Raw genomic sequence first — 18,307 nt, 5'->3', positions numbered from 1 at the left:
TCAGGTATATGATTTTATTATTTCATCAAAAACGTCAGCAACTCTATACACGTCCTGCCTTGAGATATCTTTGTGAGTTACAAAACGATATACACCATCAAATGGTGGATTTATCTTTATACCTCTTTTGAGCATTTCTTTTACGAAAAATTCAGCAGGGATAAGATCAAACTTGAAAAAAACCATATTTATATCGAGTTGGTCTTCAAAAACTTTAACATGTGGCAGCTCACTCAAAAGATGGGCAAGCATCTTTGCATTTTCATGATCTTCTACAAGTCTATCAATCATCTCCGTGAGTGCCACAATGCCAGCGGCAGCCAATATACCTACCTGCCTCATTCCTCCTCCCATCAATTTTCTTCCCTTCCTGGCTTTTTCAACGAATTCTTTTGACCCTGCCAAGATCGAGCCAACAGGTGCCGCCAAACCTTTTGAAAGACAAAACATAACAGAATCTGCCGTGGACGAGATTTGTTTTACATCGATATTCAAAGCTATCGCTGCATTGAATATCCTTGCACCATCTAAATGAACTGGTATATGATGTTTGATCCCTAATTCATAAGCCTTTTTGAGATAATCAACGGGTATAACCTTCCCGCTTGAATGAGCGTTTTCCATACAAATCAAGCCCGTCCTTGGATAATGAATATCTTCATCTCTTATAGCCTTCTCTATCCTTTCTATCGAAGGCATTCCATATGGGTCATCTAAAATATGTAATTGGACATTTGATATAACTGCAGGCGCACCAACTTCATGAACAAAGATGTGATTTGAGGAAGGAACTATTACCTCGTCGCCCCTGAGGGTATGAGTTAGTATAGCTAGTTGATTTCCAAAGGTTCCCGAAGGTACAAATAGGGCCGCTTGTTTACCAATTATTTCCGCTGCCAATTCCTCAAGTTTATTCACAGTTGGATCATCTTGATAAACATCATCGCCAACTTCAGCTTCATACATGGCCTTTCTCATCTTCTCTGTTGGAGTCGTGACAGTATCGCTTCGAATATCTATGATTTTCATCACAATTGAGCACAAAACTCTACCCAAAGAGAAATGTGCTCTTCCCTCCTTTCGAAGATTAAAGCTTTTTGTTTATAAAAATCTCAATTCGTTATATTTTTTATTATTTATCTCTATCTATATCTATATTGTCTTTTACCACATTCTATAGTTTCCTTATTTTATTAAATTTCTTTCAATCGGAGCAATCATTTCTTCATACTGTTTTATTTTAAGGTTCAACTTATCAAGAGCCTTTTGCATTTCTTCAACTCGCATAAGCAGCTTGTCCCTTTGTAATATAAGAAGCTGCCTCCTTCTTTCTAAGGTTTCATCACCCTTCTGCAAAAGCCTCGTGTATTCAACCAAAGTTTCAATTTCCACTCCTGCCTTTCTCATGCATAATATAAATTCTATCCATCTACAATCGTCTTCTGTGTAATTTCTAATTCCATTTTCATATCTTCGTGTTTTTGGTATCAAACCAATTTTTTTCGTAATATCTAAGCGTATGCGGCGAAATCCCATATTTTTTACTAACCTCAGCTATTTTCATTAATATACCCCTTTTTAAAGATTTTAGATCACATTAGATTTCAGCTATTCTTACCCATTTTAATTTTTCCTCATTTTTTAAGTTGATAAACCAAGTTTTGATAACCAGTTTTGAATGTCTTTGTCAGCTTGGTTAACATTACTCCCTCTAATAGCTAGTCCTGGTAATACATTTGCATTTGGGCACAATTTCTTTATATCGTGTTCACTACTTCCAAGTCCACTCCCTTCGTGTGTGCAAAATGGAGCAATGGTCTTTCCTGTAAAATCGTAAGACTCTAAAAAAGTAAATACTGCCATTGGCATTGTTCCCCACCAATTGGGATATCTAAGGAAAATCATTTCATATGAACTTATATTTTCGAGTTTATTTGCAAGTTCTGGTCTAGCATTTTTCCTTTTTTCTTCTTTTGCCATTTCCGTTGTTTTATAATAATCTTCTGGATATTGCTTTACTGTTTTGATTTCGAATAGATCACTACCTGTTAGTTTTTGTATTTTTTGAGCAACTATTTCTGTATTTCCAATTGACAAATTAGTAATTCTGCCATTGAAATAATTGTTTCCCCTGCGAGAAAAATAAGCGATGAGAATTTTAGAATTAGCCATTTTCTATTCCTCCCAAATATTATTTTTTCATGTGTTTTTCCCAGAATTTAATAGCATCATTGATCCATCCTTCCGCGATAGTTCCTTCACCAAGTCCAAATCCGTGTGAAAGTCCGGGAAAGATTTTTATTTCTGCATCAATTCCATTTTTTCTTATCTTATTGATCCTATCTTCCATTACTTTATAAGGTACAATCCAATCATTTGTTCCAACACATGCAAATGTTGGAGGTTCTTTCCCTGTTACTTCAGACAAACCAGTATATTGCATGATCACGACTGCAGGACGCGGATATTGTTTCTCACCAAAGTTTTCTGTACCATAACTTCCAAGCCATGTTACCAGCCGTGCCCCGGCTGAACCTCCCCATAGAGAATAGTCTTTCATATCTATTCCAAGCTCGTCAGCATTCTCATACAAAAAAGCAATTGCCCTTGCAAGATCTTCACAACCAGTTTGTGCACCAGGACGATAAATTAAAGCAAACGCATTATACCCTTTTTTACTCAGTTCAAGAGCGTGTGGAAAACTATCCTGCATTGCGCCAACATATACAAACCCTCCGCCTGCACAAATAATTGCTGTTTTTGATCCTGTTTTGCCACGAAAGAAAAATAACCCTGTGTCTTTTTTGCTTGGATCTTGTAATTTTTCTTCATTGGAATAGATATCATAGAAAATGGTTTCGCCTGAATCAGCCTTTTCTTTCAAGTAATTTACAATTTCCACTGTTTTATTTGGATTAATGTTGTTATACCACATAAGTGAAAGTTCCCCAAGAGTATTTCCACTATAGTAATTTTTGTTAGTTGGAAAAAGAAATCTACCAAAATCCTTAAAAGCTGGATCTTTTATTACATCTTCGATTTTTGTATTTGCAGTAAAAATTTTTCGAGATTGGTTTTTTCTCAAGTTCAAATTATTCTCCGATTGTCCTTTAATCTCATCTTGAACACCCCAAAATGCTTTCAACCCGTTATAGATATATTCCATCGCGGCTCTCATATCATGGGAATAGCCTTGTTTAATGCGAAATGCAAAATTACCATCTACACTGTCATCAATGTCGATAAAATAAGGAGAAGATCTCATGAGTTCCATTCTTGCTTTATCATAACTGTATGCAAAATCATTGGTCCCTGTCATTATAAAAACAAAATAATCATAAGGGTTATGCCATTTAGCTGCAGAAAAGATATTTTCGTCATCAAGGGTTGTTCCACAACTCATTGGCAAGAAATAACGAAAGTAATCAAGTCCATATTGAAATATTCGCCAAGTTGCGACTGCACCCATTGAAAATCCACCGAATCCCCGGTGATCACGGGAAGCGATAAGATCTTCTTTAGATGTACCTGCAGCATAGGTGCTATACGTTCCTTCCACCGCAGGGATAAGATCATTTAATAATTCTTTATGGTAATTTCTCGTCAGTTGCATCGCCAGAGAAAAGTTGGCAGAATCCAATCCATTTTCATTTGTATTATTATAAGTCGGACATACTATGATCAGTGGGTTGATCTCGCCTGCAGCGATTGCATTGTCAATGACATTTTTAAAGGAGGATGGTTTAGCCGGAGTTCCGAGCATTGTTGTTTCATCTCCCCAACCACCGTGCATCAAATAAAATACGTCATATTTCTGATTTTCGTTATAACCATACGGAAGATATACAATCGCATGTTTTTTAAGTGGTCTTGATTTTTTCTCATAAGAAAAGGATTCATATGTATCGTAGTATAGATCTATCAATGTTCCTGGCTGCTCCGATGCTTTAAAATAATCGTTAGGAATTTCTTCAATCATCTTTGGAATCACGACATTCTGAATTGTTTTCTTATTTTCTCTTATTGTCACATTCTTTTCTGTCACCTCAGTCAAAAATCCCTCCGCATTGCCACTGATAACAAATAGTATTATGATCAATACCAATTCGATAATAATCACTATTCTTCTCATCTACTCACCTTCCTTTGGGATATGCTAATAAATTATCTTCTGAGTGAGCAAATCCATTTGACGATTTCTGGATCTGTATGTGAAAAGAATGCACTTTCATTTTTATCCAGCATTGCAATTTTCTCCATATCCTCTTGACTCAACTCAAAATCGAAAATGTTAATGTTCTCAATCATCCTTTCTCTGTGCACAGTTTTCGGGATTGCAACAATATCTCTTTGAATTAACCAACGCAAGATGACTTGAGCAACTGTTTTATTATACTTTTTGGCCATTGATGTCAAAATCTCATTTTGAAAGATGTTGTTCCTACCTTCTGCAAACGGAGCCCAAGCTTCTGGTTGGATATTGTATTTCTTCATGAATTCGACACTTTTTGTTTGGTGGTAAAATGGATGTATCTCAACCTGGTTCACCGCAGGAACTATATCATGGTGAACTATTAGATCCATCAAACGATCTGGATGAAAATTACTAACACCTATTGCTCTAATCAATCCTTCACGATAGAGCTCCTCCATAGCTTTCCAGGTGCAATGAACATCACCAAATGGTTGATGAATCAAGTAAAGATCGATATAGTCAAGCCGAAGCCTTTTAAGTGATTTTTCAAATGCTTTCTTTGTCGACTCATAACCTGCGTCTTTTATCCATAGCTTTGTAGTAATGAATAGATCTTCTCTCTTTACAATTCCTTCCTGGATTGCCCTCTTAATAGCCTTACCAACCGCTTCTTCGTTCATGTAGGATGCTGCCGTATCGATCAGTCGATAGCCTACCTCGATGGCTTCATAAACACACTGTTCGCATTGTGTTGGGTCGGTAATCTGAAAAACACCATAGCCCAGTATTGGCATTTCAACGCCGTTGTTCAAAACTACTTTTTGCATGCTGATCCCTCCTATATACACAAATGTATTTGGTAATGCCATAATAAACCTGAGAGTAAGCTCTAAGTCAAGAAGTAATTTCTGTAAAAATATGTTATAATGTTTCTCGGCTGAGTAAATTTATTAACAATTATGAGATTTTTTTCACACGTAAAGGGGGTGTTTTTCATGAGATGGGTTATTCCTTTGCTTTTAGTTGCATCAGTGGTTTTTGCTGCTGAACCCATTGTTATAGGTGTATATGAACCCATGACGGGTCCTTACGCTGCGGGTGGTCAGATGACCATGGAAGGCGTCTATCTTGCACATGAACAAGTGAAGGAAGTTTTGGGAAGACCTATTGAACTCGTACTTGTTGATAACAAAAGTGACAAAGTAGAGGCTTCTAATGCAGTTGCCAGGTTGATCGAATATCACAAAGCTGTTGCAATAATAGGTAGTTATGGAAGTGCTGTTGCAATACCTGGAAGTGAAGTTGCGAACAAGCTCGGGGTGCCTATGGTTGGATGCTCTCCAACAAATCCACTGGTGACTCTTGGAAAACCATTTGCTTTCAGAGTATGTTTCATCGATCCATTCCAGGGTACAGTTATGGCACAATTTGCTGTCGAAAAACTTGGCGCTAAAACTGCTGTTGTCATTCAAGATATTGCTTCAGATTATTCTGTGGGTTTGTCACATTATTTCCAAGAAGCTTTCAAAAAGTTGACTAAAAACAACAAATCAGTTTTGGGAGTGATTTCCTATCAAACTGGAGACCAAGATTTCACTGCACAGTTAACCTTCGCAAACAGTAAGAATCCAGATGTTATCTTTATTCCTGCTGCAGCATACGGTGAAGCTGCTCTCATTATAAAACAGGCACGTGAGCTTGGAATGAAACAGATTTTCTTGGGTGGTGATACCTGGGAAGCACCGGAATTTCTCGAAGTTGGAGGCAAAGCCGTGGAAGGAAGTTATTTCAGTACACACTTTGATACAGAAGCCACGACTACACCTAAGGCAGCAGAGTTCATTAAATCGTTCAGAGAAAAGTATGGCAAAGATCCGAGTGCTTTTGCAGCTCTCGGTTATGACGCTTATATGTTGGTTGTAGACGCAATTAAAAGAGCAGGAAAACCCGATCCAAAAGCAATAAGAGATGCGCTTGCGGCTACCAAAAACTTTGAAGGTGCAACTGGTTATATCACATTAGATCAAAATGGAGATGCCATAAAAGATGCAGTTATAAGAGTTGTGAAAGATGGAAAATTTGTCTATGTGACAACAGTAAGACCAACGGAATAGAGAATGTGCAGGCTTTAAGCCTGCACATTTCTTGGGGGTGCCTTGATGAGTTGGACGTTGTTTCTACAACACTTGGCAAATGGAGTTGCACTTGGTTTTGTTTTTGGTCTTGTTGCAATTGGATATACCTTAGTCTATGGTGTTGTGAAACTTGTGAATTTTGCCCATGGAGATATATTTATGATGGCTTGTTTTTTTGTCTATTATGGAATAGCACTCTTTTCATTTCCATGGTGGTTATCTTTTTTATGTGCGATATTTCTCACAGCATTACTTGGAATATCAATCGAAAAGGTTGCTTATAAACCTTTGAGAGATGCCCCGAGAATTTCTTCATTGTGCTCTGCTATAGGTATGTCTTTTCTACTTGAAAACTTCGCCACAGTTGTTTTCGGTGGTAGGCAAAAACCGTTTTATCAGCCGCAGATTTTGAATAAAACCTTGAATATCGGAGGAGTTAGGATACAACTTGTAACTATCGTGACAATCGTTGTTTCAATAGCTGTACTCTTGTTTCTGAATTATCTTGTGTATAAAACTAAAATGGGACTTGCAATGAGGGCACTTTCACATGATTTTGATACAGCAAGACTAATGGGAATAAACGTAGACAAAACCATTACTTTCACATTTGCAATTGGCTCGAGCCTGGCAGCGATAAGTGCTATATTCTGGGCTTTACGTTATCCGCAAATATGGCCGTTCATGGGTGTTTTCCCTGGATGGCGTGCCTTCACAGCGGCGATAATAGGAGGAGTTGGTAGTATCAAAGGAGCTATGACAGGAGGCTTTCTAATTGGGATGATTTCTATAATGCTTGTTGCATTCCTTCCAGATCTGGCAGGGTATCGTGATGCATTTATTTTCATCGTGTTGGTTTTTGTACTTCTATTTAAACCAACTGGTTTATTTGGTGAGGCATAGGAGGTATATGTGTGTACAAGAAACGATCATTTTGGTTCACGATATCTTTGCTTGTTCTGTTTTTCTTGTTTATTCACTATGCACAAACAAATTTTGATGCATACATTGTAAGAATTATGAACGTAGCCGCGATATATGTCATTCTTGGAGTAAGTCTTAACCTCATAAATGGATTCACTGGACAATTTTCTTTGGGTCACGCTGGATTTATGGCCATAGGTGCTTACACATCTGCTTTACTTTATATGACACCAGAATTGAAGGCGATGAATTTTTTCATAAAACCATTGATATGGCCATTGAATCAAATTCAAATACCATTTTTCCCAGCATTACTCATAGGAGGATTACTCGCTGCATGTGCTGGTTTTCTCGTTGGAGCGCCATGTATGAGAGTCAAGGGTGACTATCTTGCAATAGTCACTTATGGTTTTTCTGAAATAATAAGAGTATTGTTCAATAACTTGCAAAGTATAACTAATGGACCCCTGGGTTTGAAGGGGTTACCTACATATACGAACCTTTGGTGGAGCTGGGGTTGGGCGGTATTCACCATATTTTTCATAAAAAGATTGATTGATTCAAGTTACGGAAGGGCATTAAAAGCGATTAGAGATAACGAAGAGGCTGCAGAAGCGATGGGTGTGAATCTCTTTCGTCATAAAACTCTTGCCTTTGTGGTTGGGGCTTTCTTTGCGGGAATAGCTGGGGGATTACTTGGGAGTTTAGTTATGACAATCGATCCAAATGCCTTTAATATAATGCTCACTTTTCAGATAGTCCTTATAGTTTTACTTGGAGGGCTTGGAAGTATAACAGGAACAGTAATTTCAGGAGTTTTGATTGCGTTCTTGATGGAATGGCTGAGGATTGTCGAAACACCAATGAAGATCTTTGGTATTACTATTCCTGGTATCTCTGGTATGAGAATGTTGATTTTCTCTATCATACTCATGATCGCTGTACTCTTTTTTAGGCATGGAATACTCGGCGATAGAGAATTTTCATGGGAAGGTGTTCTTTCCATTTTCAAAAAGGGTCATTCGAAGGAAGGAGAGTGAATCGTGGCTCTCTTAAAACTTGACAAGGTGACCAAAAAATTCGGCGGATTGATAGCTGTGAACAATGTCTCTCTGGAACTCGAGCAGGGTGAACTCTCTGGTCTCATAGGACCCAATGGAGCCGGTAAGACAACTATTTTCAATATAATAACGGGTGTCTATCCCGCAGACTCGGGGAAGATATTATTCATGGATCAAGACATTACTAAGAAAAAACCACATGAGACGGCAACTTTGGGTATAGCAAGAACTTTTCAAAATATAAAGCTCTTCGGAAAAATGAGTGTTCTTGATAATGTACGCGTGGCATGTCATTATAGATTGAGATCGTCTATTTTTTCTGCTATCTTTGATTTACCAAATTACATCAAAGAAGAAAAAGAGATGACCGAAGAATCGTTAAATTTCCTTGAAGCAGTTGGATTGTACAAACTGAGGAATGAAAAAGCGAGCTCACTTCCATATGGATATCAGAGAAAACTTGAAATAGCAAGAGCGCTCGCCACAAAACCAAAGGTACTGTTGCTCGATGAACCCGCCGCAGGCATGAACCCAGAGGAAACTCTTGAGTTGATGAAATTCATAAGAAAAATCAAGGATGAATTTGGTTTAACGATCTTACTGATTGAACACGACATGAAGGTAGTGATGGGGATCTGCGAAAAGATAACTGTTCTTGATCATGGTTGTGTAATTGCTCGTGGCTCTCCTAACGAAATTCAGAAAAATCCAGAAGTAATCAAAGCATATTTGGGAAGTGGTGCATATGCTCGAAGTTAGGGATCTGCAAGTAAATTATGGAGCGATAAGGGCATTGAAAGGGATATCTTTCAAAGTTGAAAAAGGTTCCATTGTGACTCTGATAGGTTCGAATGGAGCTGGAAAAACTACAACGTTGAAAGCGATCTGTGGACTTGTAAAAGTAAAATCTGGCAAGATATTGTTTGATGGTGAAGAAATAACAAACAAATCAACCAATGAGATTGTTTCCAAAAAAATCACTATGGTTCCTGAAGGTCGAAGAATCTTTCCAAATCTGACAGTCCAAGAAAATCTTTTAGTTGGTGCATTTCAAAGGAAAGATAAAGAAGGTATAAAACAAGATATGGAATTGGTATTTGAACTCTTTCCAAGACTCAAAGAGAGAATCAATCAAAAAGGTGGTACACTTTCCGGTGGAGAACAACAAATGCTCGCAATAGCAAGAGCACTCATGAGTAGACCAGATTTACTCATGCTCGATGAACCATCCTTAGGACTTGCTCCGATAATAGTTGAAGAACTTTTCCAAGTCATCGACAAGATTCATCAAGAAGGTAAGACAATTCTCCTAATAGAACAAAATGCCTATGCTGCACTTAACATAGCCGATTATGGATACGTTCTTGAGACAGGACAGATAGTTCTTCAGGGAACTGGTAAAGAATTACTCGGCAACGAAAAGGTGAAACAAGCATACTTGGGTGGATAGGGTGGGGCTTACTCAAGAGTTAACTTTTTCGTAACTTGACATGGTTGTTGACAGGTGGTACTATGATACCTGGTCGCTCATAAGAGAGCAAGCAAAAGATGAAGGGTCTTAGAAAATAAATAAAAAGGATTGGAGTCTGAACAAGGCTCAAGGTATTTTGTCCTCGGGTCATTGAAATATGGATAGCAGTCCCGCAAATTCTAAAGTCAGGAATCAAAACCTTCTTACATGTTTTGTGGAGGGTTTGATCTTGGCTCAGGGTGAACGCTGGCGGCGTGCTTAACACATGCAAGTCGAGCGGGTATCCGCAAGGATACCAGCGGCGCACGGGTGAGTAATACGTAGGTAACCTACCCCTCAGAGGGGAATAACTGGGGGAAACTCCAGCTAATGCCCCATATAATCCAATGGCGACGGCCGTTGGATGAAAGGAGCGTTTGCTTCGCTGAGGGATGGGCCTGCGTCCCATCAGGTAGTTGGTGAGGTAATGGCTCACCAAGCCTACGACGGGTAGCCGACCTGAGAGGGTGGCCGGCCACAAGGGCACTGAGACACGGGCCCTACTCCTACGGGAGGCAGCAGTGGGGAATTTTGGACAATGGGCGAAAGCCTGATCCAGCGACGCCGCGTGGGGGACGAAGCCCTTCGGGGTGTAAACCCCTGTTGTGAGGGACGAATAAGATCTGGAGGAAATGCCAGGTCGATGACGGTACCTCACGAGAAAGCCCCGGCTAACTACGTGCCAGCAGCCGCGGTAATACGTAGGGGGCGAGCGTTACCCGGATTCACTGGGCGTAAAGGGGGCGTAGGCGACTTAGTGTGTCGGGTGTGAAATCCCACGGCTCAACCGTGGAATTGCGCCCGAAACTACTGAGTTTGGGGCCGGTAGAGGGAGATGGAACTGCTGGTGTAGGGGTGAAATCCGTAGATATCAGCAGGAACGCCGGTGGGGAAGCCGGTCTCCTGGGCCGTGCCCGACGCTGAGGCCCGAAAGCTAGGGGAGCAAACCGGATTAGATACCCGGGTAGTCCTAGCCGTAAACGATGCTCACTAGGTGTGGGGGAGTCATTCCTCCGTGCTGCAGTTAACGCGTTAAGTGAGCCGCCTGGGGAGTACGCCCGCAAGGGTGAAACTCAAAGGAATTGGCGGGACCCCGCACAAGCGGTGGAGCGTGTGGTTTAATTGGATGCTAAGCCAAGAACCTTACCAGGGCTTGACATGCAGGTGGTACCAACCCGAAAGGGAAGGGACCCTTTCCTTTTGGAAAGGGAGCTTGCACAGGTGGTGCACGGCCGTCGTCAGCTCGTGCCGTGAGGTGTTGGGTTAAGTCCCGCAACGAGCGCAACCCCTGCCCTTAGTTGCCAGCGGTTCGGCCGGGCACTCTAAGGGGACTGCCGGCGACGAGCCGGAGGAAGGAGGGGACGACGTCAGGTACTCGTGCCCTTTATGCCCTGGGCTACACACGCGCTACAATGGGTGGTACAATGGGTTGCTACTCCGCGAGGAGAAGCTAATCCCTAAAACCATCCCCAGTTCAGATCGCAGGCTGCAACCCGCCTGCGTGAAGCCGGAATCGCTAGTAATCGCGGATCAGCCACGCCGCGGTGAATACGTTCCCGGGGTTTGCACACACCGCCCGTCAAGCCACCCGAGTCGGGGGCACCTGAAGACGCTTATCCTAACCCGAAAGGGAGGGAAGGCGTTGAAGGTGAATCTGGTGAGGGGGGCTAAGTCGTAACAAGGTAGCCGTACTGGAAGGTGCGGCTGGATCACCTCCTTTCTAGGGAGAGAAGTCGGGACTGCTATCCATCTTTGAATGACTTGAGAGGGCTCGTAGCTCAGTTGGTGAGAGCGCACGCCTGATAAGCGTGAGGTCGGAGGTTCGACTCCTCCCGAGCCCACCATGGGCGGGGACGTAGCTCAGCTGGGAGAGCGCCTGCTTTGCAAGCAGGAAGTCAGGGGTTCGAATCCCCTCGTCTCCACCAATGGAAGGGTCATTGAAAACTGCATAGGAAGCGAAAGGTCAAGGTACTAAGGGCATGCGGTGAATGCCTTGGCGATGGAAGGCGATGAAGGGCGCGGCAAGCTGCGATAAGCCCCGGGGAGCCGCAAACAGGTTTTGATCCGGGGATTCCCGAATGGGGAAACCTGATTGGTCGTAAGACCAATCGCCGAAAGGCGCGAACCGGGGGAAGTGAAACATCTCAGTACCCCGAGGAAAGGAAATCAAACGAGATTCCCTGAGTAGAGGCGATCGAAAAGGGAAGAGCCTAAACCAGTGCAATGTTCAAGCCCGTAGGCGTTGTTGCACTGGGGTTGTGGGATACAGCGGGGTGTGGCTACGGACACACCGAGGAGTTACAAATCTTCTCTTTAGTCGAAGTGCTTGGGATAGCACGCCAAAGAGGGTGAAAGCCCCGTAGATGAAAAGGAGAAGACTCCTTAGCTGTGTCCCGAGTACCGCGGGACCCGTGGAATCCTGCGGGAATCTGGGGGGACCACCCTCCAAGGCTAAATACTCTCCATCGTCCGATAGTGCACGAGTACCGTGAGGGAAAGGTGAAAAGAACCCCGGGAGGGGAGTGAAATAGAACCTGAAACCGCATGCCTACACTAAGTCGGAGCCCGCAAGGGTGACGGCGTGCCTTTTGATTAATGAGTCCGCGAGTTGTCGTCAGTGGCAAGGTTAAGCCGATAGAGGCGTAGCCGTAGCGAAAGCGAGTCCGAATAGGGCGTAAGTCACTGGCGGCAGACCCGAAGCCGGGTGAGCTACCCCTGGGCAGGATGAAGGTGGGCTAAACCCCACTGGAGGTCCGAACCGATGGATAGTGAAAAATCCTCGGATGACCTGGGGGTAGGAGTGAAAAGCTAACCGAACTCGGTGATAGCTGGTTCTCCCCGAAACGCATTGAGGTGCGGCCTCGAGTGGTCTGTGTAGGGGGTAGAGCACTGATAGGGCTAGGGGGGTAACCTCCGAACCCTGTCAAACTCCGAATCCCTACACATAAAGCTCGGGAGGAAGTCTGTGGGGGATAAGCTCCATGGACAAAAGGGAAACAGCCCAGACCATCGGCTAAGGGCCCGGAGAGATGGCTAAGTGGGAAAGGATGTGGTACACCTTAGACAACTGGGAGGTTGGCTTAGAAGCAGCCATCCTTTAAAGAGTGCGTAACAGCTCACCAGTCGAGGTGTACTGCGCCAAAGATGTAACGGGGCTCAAGCCATCCCCCGAAGCCATGGGTCTGTACCGTTAGGTACAGGCGGTAGGGGAGCTTTCCGCTGTAGGGCGAAGGTAGACCCGCGAGGGCTACTGGACGAGGCGGAAGTGAGGATGCGGACATGAGTATGCGAGAGGAGAGTGAGAATCTCTCCCCCCGAATGCCCAAGGGTACCTGGGGAAGGGTCGTCCTCCCAGGGTTAGTCGGTACCCTAAGGTGAACCCGAAAGGGATAGCCGAAGGGAAGCTGGTTAATATTCCAGCACCATCTGCAATCGAGGTACGAGGGGTGACGCAGAAGGGTAAGTGCCGAGGGTAAGTGGCATTCCCTTCCAAGCGGTTAGGATGTTGATGGGTGTAGGTAAATCCGCACCCGGAGTCTGAGCCGTGATGGGAAGGGCCCGTAAGGGTCCAACGGCACTGACCCCATGCTGCCAAGAAAAACCTCGCGTACCGTTTGAGATTGTAGATGCCCGTTCCGTAAACCGACACAGGTGGGCAAGCTGAGAAAGCTAAGGGGAGCGGGACAACCCTCGCCAAGGAACTCGGCAAATTAACCCCGTAACTTCGGGAGAAGGGGTGCCGCATTAGGGTGAACTCAGAGGAAAGGGCAACCTGGAAACTGAGGGAGCCTGAAGCGGTCGCAGTGACAAGGCCCTGGCGACTGTTTACCAAAAACACAGGCCTCTGCAAACTCGTAAAGAGGATGTATAGGGGCTGACGCCTGCCCAGTGCCGGAAGGTTAAGGAGAGGGGTGAGGCCGCAAGGCGTAGCTCCAAACCGAAGCCCCGGTAAACGGCGGCCGTAACTATAACGGTCCTAAGGTAGCGAAATACCTTGCCAGGTAAGTTCTGGCCTGCATGAATGGCGTAACGACTGGGGCACTGTCTCGGCGGGGGGCCCGGTGAAATTTCAACGGGGGTGAAGATGCCCTCAACCTGCGGTTAGACGGAAAGACCCCGTGGAGCTTTACTGTAGCCTGGTATTGGATTCTGACACATCGTGTACAGGATAGGTGGGAGGCTGTGAACCCGGCTCGTCAGGGTCGGGGGAGCCGTCGGTGGGATACCACCCTCGGTGTGTCGGAATTCTAACCTGAACCTGTGAAGAGCAGGTTGGGAACAGTGCCAGGTGGGCAGTTTGACTGGGGCGGTCGCCTCCTAAAATGTAACGGAGGCGCGCGAAGGTCGGCTCAGGTGGGTTGGAAATCCACCGATGAGTGCAAGGGCATAAGCCGGCCTGACTGTGAGACCGACGGGTCGAGCAGAGACGAAAGTCGGTCCTAGTGACCCGACGACTTCCGAGTGGAAGGGTCGTCGACAACGGACAAAAGTTACCCCGGGGATAACAGGCTAGTCTCGCCCGAGAGTTCACATCGACGGCGAGGATCGGCACCTCGATGTCGGCTCATCCCATCCTGGGGCTGAAGCAGGTCCCAAGGGTTAGGCTGTCCGCCTATTAAAGGGGTACGTGAGCTGGGTTCAGACCGTCGTAAGACAGGTCGGTCCCTATCGGCCGCAGGCGTAGGAGGTTTGCGGGAGGTCTCCCCTTGTACGAGAGGACCGGGGAGAGTGGGCCTCTGGTGTACCGGCTGTCCTGCCAGGGGCATACGCCGGGTAGCTATGCCCATAAGTGATAACCGCTGAAAGCATCTAAGCGGGAAGCACGTCCCAAGATTAGACCTCCCATCCCGTTAAGGGAGTAAGGCCGGTCCGAGAACAGGACCTTGATAGGCTGGTGGTGTAAGCACCGTAAGGTGTTGAGCCAACCGGTACTAATAGGCCGAGGCCTTGACCTTGTAGCTTCCTATGCAGTTTCCAGTGGCTCTTCGAGGTTTCCTCGGGTGCCGATACCAGAACGGGAAACACCCGGTTCCATTCCGAACCCGGCCGTTAAGCCGTTCTGGGCCGATGGTAGTATGGAGGCGACTCCATGTGAGAGTAGGTAGTGCCCGGGGATTTAAAGAGGCTGCTTTTAAAGCAGCCTCTTTTTTTATCTTCAATTATTTTCAACATCCAGTTGTGAATAGAATATATATCCAACTGATTTGTTTTTAGCTTTATACATGGCTTTATCGGCTTTTTTGATCAAATCTTCTATTGTCTCGCCATCTTGTGGAAAAATTGCCACTCCAGCACTTACACCAATACAAAAGCGATTATCATCAATTATTATTGGACATGAAAGGGTTTTTATTAATCTTTGAACTATTTCTTCGACGTTTCTCTGGTCAATATCTGCTAAAACGATCACGAATTCATCCCCACCAACTCGACCAACTAAATCGTTTTTTCTCACAACCGATCTGAGTCTTTCGCCAATTAATTCAAGCACATGGTCTCCCATGTGATGACCGTGTTTATCGTTGATCGATTTGAATCTGTCTAAGTCTAAATAAACAACCGCAGCTGGTTTGGTTTTTTGCAAACATGCCTTCAGGGTTTTGCGTGATTCGTTTAGGAATGCTCCTCTGTTCATCAATCCCGTCAAATGATCTGAAAAAGCTAATTTCCACAGTTGATCACCAAGCGTTTCTTTGAAAAACCAAAACAATTGGATTGCTACGGCAGTAACACCTATTGCCTCTAAAATGTTTTGTATTTGATGGACATGAGAAATCGCAAAGAATACACTAAGTACAGAGAGGTATTTTGCGTACATGAACAAGAAAACACCTATTTTCAAGCCAGTGAATGAATATCCAAAGACAATGTACACTATCATGAATCTTGCGGTCAGGTCCACAATTGCTGGCAGAAAGAATGATAAATCGATTTGCTCAAGTCTTGGGCAAACAATGTTCAAAATCACAAAAGTCAAAAGCAAGGTAAGTAAAGCAAGCATAACCCCACGGTATTGATATTGGTTTTTCAATGATATCACCCCGTGATCATTTTTGTCAAATTGATTTTATCATTCTGTGTTAAATTGACGTTGATTTTGGTTTCAAAATTGTTGCTCGATCTGAACGAAAATGCCTGTGGTAAAACCTCTTAGGTGGGTTTTTGTTTTTTCTATTGAAGTCTGTGAGGTTGGAAATGAAAAAACTCAATTTTTTGAATTAATCCTATTTTCTTTATTGGGATGAGCCAAAAGTTCCTTTAGTTGTTTGCCTGTGCTCATGAAATAGAGCTTCTCACAAACATTCGTCAGATGGTCTGCTATTCTTTCCAGATGTCTTATTAGAAAAGCTTCCTCTAAGTACAGTCTCATCATCTTTTGGTTCGTCTCTTGGCATGCAAGATTTATCAAATCTTCATGCCCAGTGTTGTGCAATGAATCAACATCATCGTCTTTTTTCCATACTTTAATCGCAAGATCAAGGTCCTTGTGTTCAACTGCCTCGATGGTCTCTTTGAACATAATCAAGATTATTTTGATCATTTCATTCAATGTTTTCCAGCTGTTAAAGCTTTCCATACCCCTTTGAACATGTCTACTGAGTTGGGCAATGTTGACACATTCATCGGCAATTCTTTCAAGATCAATTGACAATCCAATCATTGCAACGACAAATCTCAGATCGTCTGCAAGAGGTTGAAATTTTCCGATGATATCAAAAGCCGTGGTTTGAATCTCAAGATCAAGTGAGTCAAAATAATCGTCCATCAATTCTATGTCTTTTATTAAATTTTCATCACCCGATTGAATTGCAAGAAGTGTTTTTTCAAATAGATGCTCGACTCCACTGAGAAATTCCTTTAGTTTGTCGTTCAGAAAACTCAACTGTTTCTCATAATGAATCGTTCTTTCGGTCATTGATATCTCCCCTTCATCCAATTTTCCCTGTCAGAAATTGTCTGGTCATTTCATGATTTGGAGCTTTGACTATATCAGATGTCATACCGTATTCTATCAAACGCCCTTGGTACAAAAAGATCAATTCATCACTTATTCTCAAGGCTTGTCCCATGCTATGAGTTACTATGATGACTGTGTACTGCTCAGATAACGTTTCTAATAATCTTTCTATCCTGGTTGTGGCAATTGGATCAAGGGCTGATGTTGGTTCGTCGAGTAAAATAACTTCTGGTTCTATAGCCAACGCTCTTGCTATGCATAATCTTTGCTGCTGACCACCAGATAATTGTACAGCAGGTTTTTTCAGTTTATCTTTAACTTCATCCCAAAGTGCAGCTTTTTTCAAAGCGTCTTCAACTTTTTTTCTTAGCAAATCTTTGTCTTTGATTCCCATCAATTTTAATCCATAAGCGACATTGTCAAAGATCGACATTGGAAACGGATTAGGTCTTTGAAATACCATCGTTACTTTACGACGATAAGAGCTTAGATCTCTGATTTTGTAGATATCCTGTCCTCTGTATAAAATCTGTCCTGTTATTGAAAAATCTTCTATTAAATCGTTTAGTCTGTTCAAGGACCTTAAAAGGGTACTCTTCCCACATCCAGATGGACCCATGATAGCAGTTATTTTATTTGGTTTGATCTTCACGTTTATGTGATCAAGTACTCTGTGCATGCCATAATATGCGCATAAATCTTTTATTTCAAAGATGGATTCATCCATTTTTATGCCTCCTCAAGATTTGCACGATCGAATAAATCAAAATCATGATTGATGTCATCAAGCTTGCCATTCCTTTTGCCATCCATTGTGATTTTTCACCAAGATTCATAACAATCGCATATATGCTTGTAGGCAAAGTCATGACTGGATCAGTTAATCTCGTTGGGAGTTTGGTTGCATAGAAAACAGCACCTGTGATCAATATGGGAGCTGTCTCACTAAAAGCCCTACCAAGGGTCAAAATCAATGTTGTTAAAAGTCCATTCTTACTGGATTTGATTACCATCAAAGTTGTCTCGAATCTGTTAGCACCGAGTGCTATCACGCCTTCACGAAGTTCTCTTGGTACAGCCCTGAGAAACTCGACGGCGTTATTTATGAAAAAAGGTATTGCCATTGTAGACAATGTAAGCGAAGCAGATATTAAAGATGTTCCAAATCCTAAACTCACACAGAAAAAGCTTAGACCAAACAATCCGTATACAACTGATGGTATACTGTTCATCGTTCCAGCAAGAGATTGGAGTACAATGGAAAAATTCTTGTTCGCAAATTCAGTAATGAAAATAGTTCCAAGTAAGCCAAGTGGTATCACGATAATGAAAACCAAAGCCATCAAAAGTAATGAACCAACGATGGAAGGAAATATACCACCATCAGTCATAGAAGATTTTGGGAATTGTGTGAAGAAACCTGGCCGAAATAAAAATCTTATACCTGGTAGGATTATGAGAAGGATGACGATTAACATTAGAACCAGGATACAGTATGTTGTGAATCTAAAAACCCATTTCATT

Annotated in this window: 15 protein-coding genes, 2 tRNA genes and 3 rRNA genes; 10 read left to right on the top strand and 10 right to left on the bottom strand. The window is 43.1% G+C overall.

Annotated elements, in window-relative coordinates; genetic code table 11:
• From ltaE to TSP02S_RS10570, 6 genes are all read right to left on the bottom strand, one after another.
• On the bottom strand, positions 1-1,029 hold the full coding sequence (ltaE, locus tag TSP02S_RS10590) for a low-specificity L-threonine aldolase (protein WP_041084458.1): 1,029 nt from the start codon (positions 1,027-1,029) through the stop codon (positions 1-3).
• Positions 1,030-1,185: 156 nt separating this feature from the next.
• Positions 1,186-1,491 carry a MerR family transcriptional regulator gene (locus TSP02S_RS11255; protein WP_198407755.1) on the bottom strand — a complete coding sequence of 102 codons (306 nt, stop codon included), beginning with the start codon at positions 1,489-1,491 and terminating at the stop codon, positions 1,186-1,188.
• Positions 1,466-1,564 (bottom strand): MerR family DNA-binding transcriptional regulator, encoded by a 99-nt coding sequence (locus TSP02S_RS11245; RefSeq protein WP_198407754.1) that lies wholly within the window; start codon positions 1,562-1,564, stop codon positions 1,466-1,468. Before TSP02S_RS11245 ends, TSP02S_RS11255 begins: the two co-directional genes overlap by 26 nt.
• A gap of 77 nt (positions 1,565-1,641) precedes the next feature.
• Complete coding sequence (locus TSP02S_RS10580) at positions 1,642-2,172, bottom strand: flavodoxin (protein ID WP_041083909.1); 531 nt, start codon at positions 2,170-2,172, stop codon at positions 1,642-1,644.
• A 19-nt stretch (positions 2,173-2,191) separates the two neighbouring features.
• Entirely contained in the window at positions 2,192-4,030 is a 1,839-nt protein-coding gene (locus tag TSP02S_RS10950; RefSeq protein ID WP_232503716.1) for an alpha/beta hydrolase-fold protein, read from the bottom strand.
• A gap of 134 nt (positions 4,031-4,164) precedes the next feature.
• On the bottom strand, positions 4,165-5,022 hold the full coding sequence (locus tag TSP02S_RS10570) for an aldo/keto reductase (RefSeq protein ID WP_171816346.1): 858 nt from the start codon (positions 5,020-5,022) through the stop codon (positions 4,165-4,167).
• A gap of 168 nt (positions 5,023-5,190) precedes the next feature.
• Here TSP02S_RS10570 and TSP02S_RS10565 point away from each other — a divergent pair, with 168 nt between their 5' ends.
• The 10 genes from TSP02S_RS10565 (at position 5,191) to rrf (ending at position 14,938) form a co-directional block, all read left to right on the top strand.
• A complete protein-coding gene (locus TSP02S_RS10565) occupies positions 5,191-6,309 on the top strand; it encodes an ABC transporter substrate-binding protein (protein ID WP_041083907.1) in 1,119 nt (372 codons plus the stop codon).
• A gap of 45 nt (positions 6,310-6,354) precedes the next feature.
• Entirely contained in the window at positions 6,355-7,233 is an 879-nt protein-coding gene (locus TSP02S_RS10560) for a branched-chain amino acid ABC transporter permease (protein WP_041083906.1), read from the top strand.
• A gap of 11 nt (positions 7,234-7,244) precedes the next feature.
• The gene (locus TSP02S_RS10555) at positions 7,245-8,294 is read left to right on the top strand and encodes a branched-chain amino acid ABC transporter permease (RefSeq protein WP_041083904.1); all 1,050 of its coding nucleotides are present in this window, start codon (positions 7,245-7,247) and stop codon (positions 8,292-8,294) included.
• Positions 8,295-8,297: 3 nt separating this feature from the next.
• Positions 8,298-9,074: an ABC transporter ATP-binding protein gene (locus TSP02S_RS10550; protein ID WP_041083902.1), complete on the top strand. Its 777-nt coding sequence runs from the start codon at positions 8,298-8,300 to the stop codon at positions 9,072-9,074.
• Complete coding sequence (locus TSP02S_RS10545) at positions 9,061-9,765, top strand: ABC transporter ATP-binding protein (RefSeq protein ID WP_082026048.1); 705 nt, start codon at positions 9,061-9,063, stop codon at positions 9,763-9,765. Before TSP02S_RS10550 ends, TSP02S_RS10545 begins: the two co-directional genes overlap by 14 nt.
• A 232-nt stretch (positions 9,766-9,997) precedes the next feature.
• A 16S ribosomal RNA gene (locus TSP02S_RS10540) occupies positions 9,998-11,545 on the top strand.
• A 47-nt stretch (positions 11,546-11,592) separates the two neighbouring features.
• Positions 11,593-11,669 (top strand) — tRNA-Ile (locus TSP02S_RS10535).
• Between the two features lie 5 nt (positions 11,670-11,674).
• Positions 11,675-11,750 (top strand) — tRNA-Ala (locus TSP02S_RS10530).
• A 36-nt stretch (positions 11,751-11,786) separates the two neighbouring features.
• Positions 11,787-14,780: ribosomal RNA gene (locus tag TSP02S_RS10525) — 23S ribosomal RNA — on the top strand.
• Positions 14,781-14,821: 41 nt separating this feature from the next.
• A 5S ribosomal RNA gene (rrf, locus tag TSP02S_RS10520) occupies positions 14,822-14,938 on the top strand.
• Together the 16S, 23S and 5S rRNA genes with 2 tRNA genes alongside form the textbook arrangement of a ribosomal RNA operon.
• A gap of 42 nt (positions 14,939-14,980) precedes the next feature.
• On the opposite strand, the gene TSP02S_RS10820 is transcribed toward rrf, so the two are convergent.
• The 4 genes from TSP02S_RS10820 to TSP02S_RS10500 all read right to left on the bottom strand — a co-directional run bounded on the left by TSP02S_RS10820 (position 14,981) and on the right by TSP02S_RS10500 (position 18,306).
• Positions 14,981-15,856 carry a GGDEF domain-containing protein gene (locus TSP02S_RS10820; protein WP_052465451.1) on the bottom strand — a complete coding sequence of 292 codons (876 nt, stop codon included), beginning with the start codon at positions 15,854-15,856 and terminating at the stop codon, positions 14,981-14,983.
• Between the two features lie 174 nt (positions 15,857-16,030).
• A complete protein-coding gene (gene phoU / locus TSP02S_RS10510) occupies positions 16,031-16,741 on the bottom strand; it encodes a phosphate signaling complex protein PhoU (RefSeq protein ID WP_052465450.1) in 711 nt (236 codons plus the stop codon).
• A gap of 13 nt (positions 16,742-16,754) precedes the next feature.
• Positions 16,755-17,510, bottom strand: a complete 756-nt coding sequence (pstB, locus tag TSP02S_RS10505; RefSeq protein ID WP_041083898.1) for a phosphate ABC transporter ATP-binding protein PstB — start codon at positions 17,508-17,510, stop codon at positions 16,755-16,757.
• Positions 17,503-18,306 carry a PstA family ABC transporter permease gene (locus TSP02S_RS10500; RefSeq protein WP_041083896.1) on the bottom strand — a complete coding sequence of 268 codons (804 nt, stop codon included), beginning with the start codon at positions 18,304-18,306 and terminating at the stop codon, positions 17,503-17,505. The genes pstB and TSP02S_RS10500 overlap by 8 nt, the downstream gene beginning before the upstream one ends.
• Position 18,307: the final 1 nt, after the last annotated feature.

Origin of the sequence: Thermotoga profunda AZM34c06 (assembly GCF_000828675.1) — a bacterium.
Classification (GTDB): Bacteria; Thermotogota; Thermotogae; order Thermotogales; family DSM-5069; genus Pseudothermotoga_B; species Pseudothermotoga_B profunda.
This window is presented reverse-complemented; position numbering and strand designations above follow the sequence as displayed.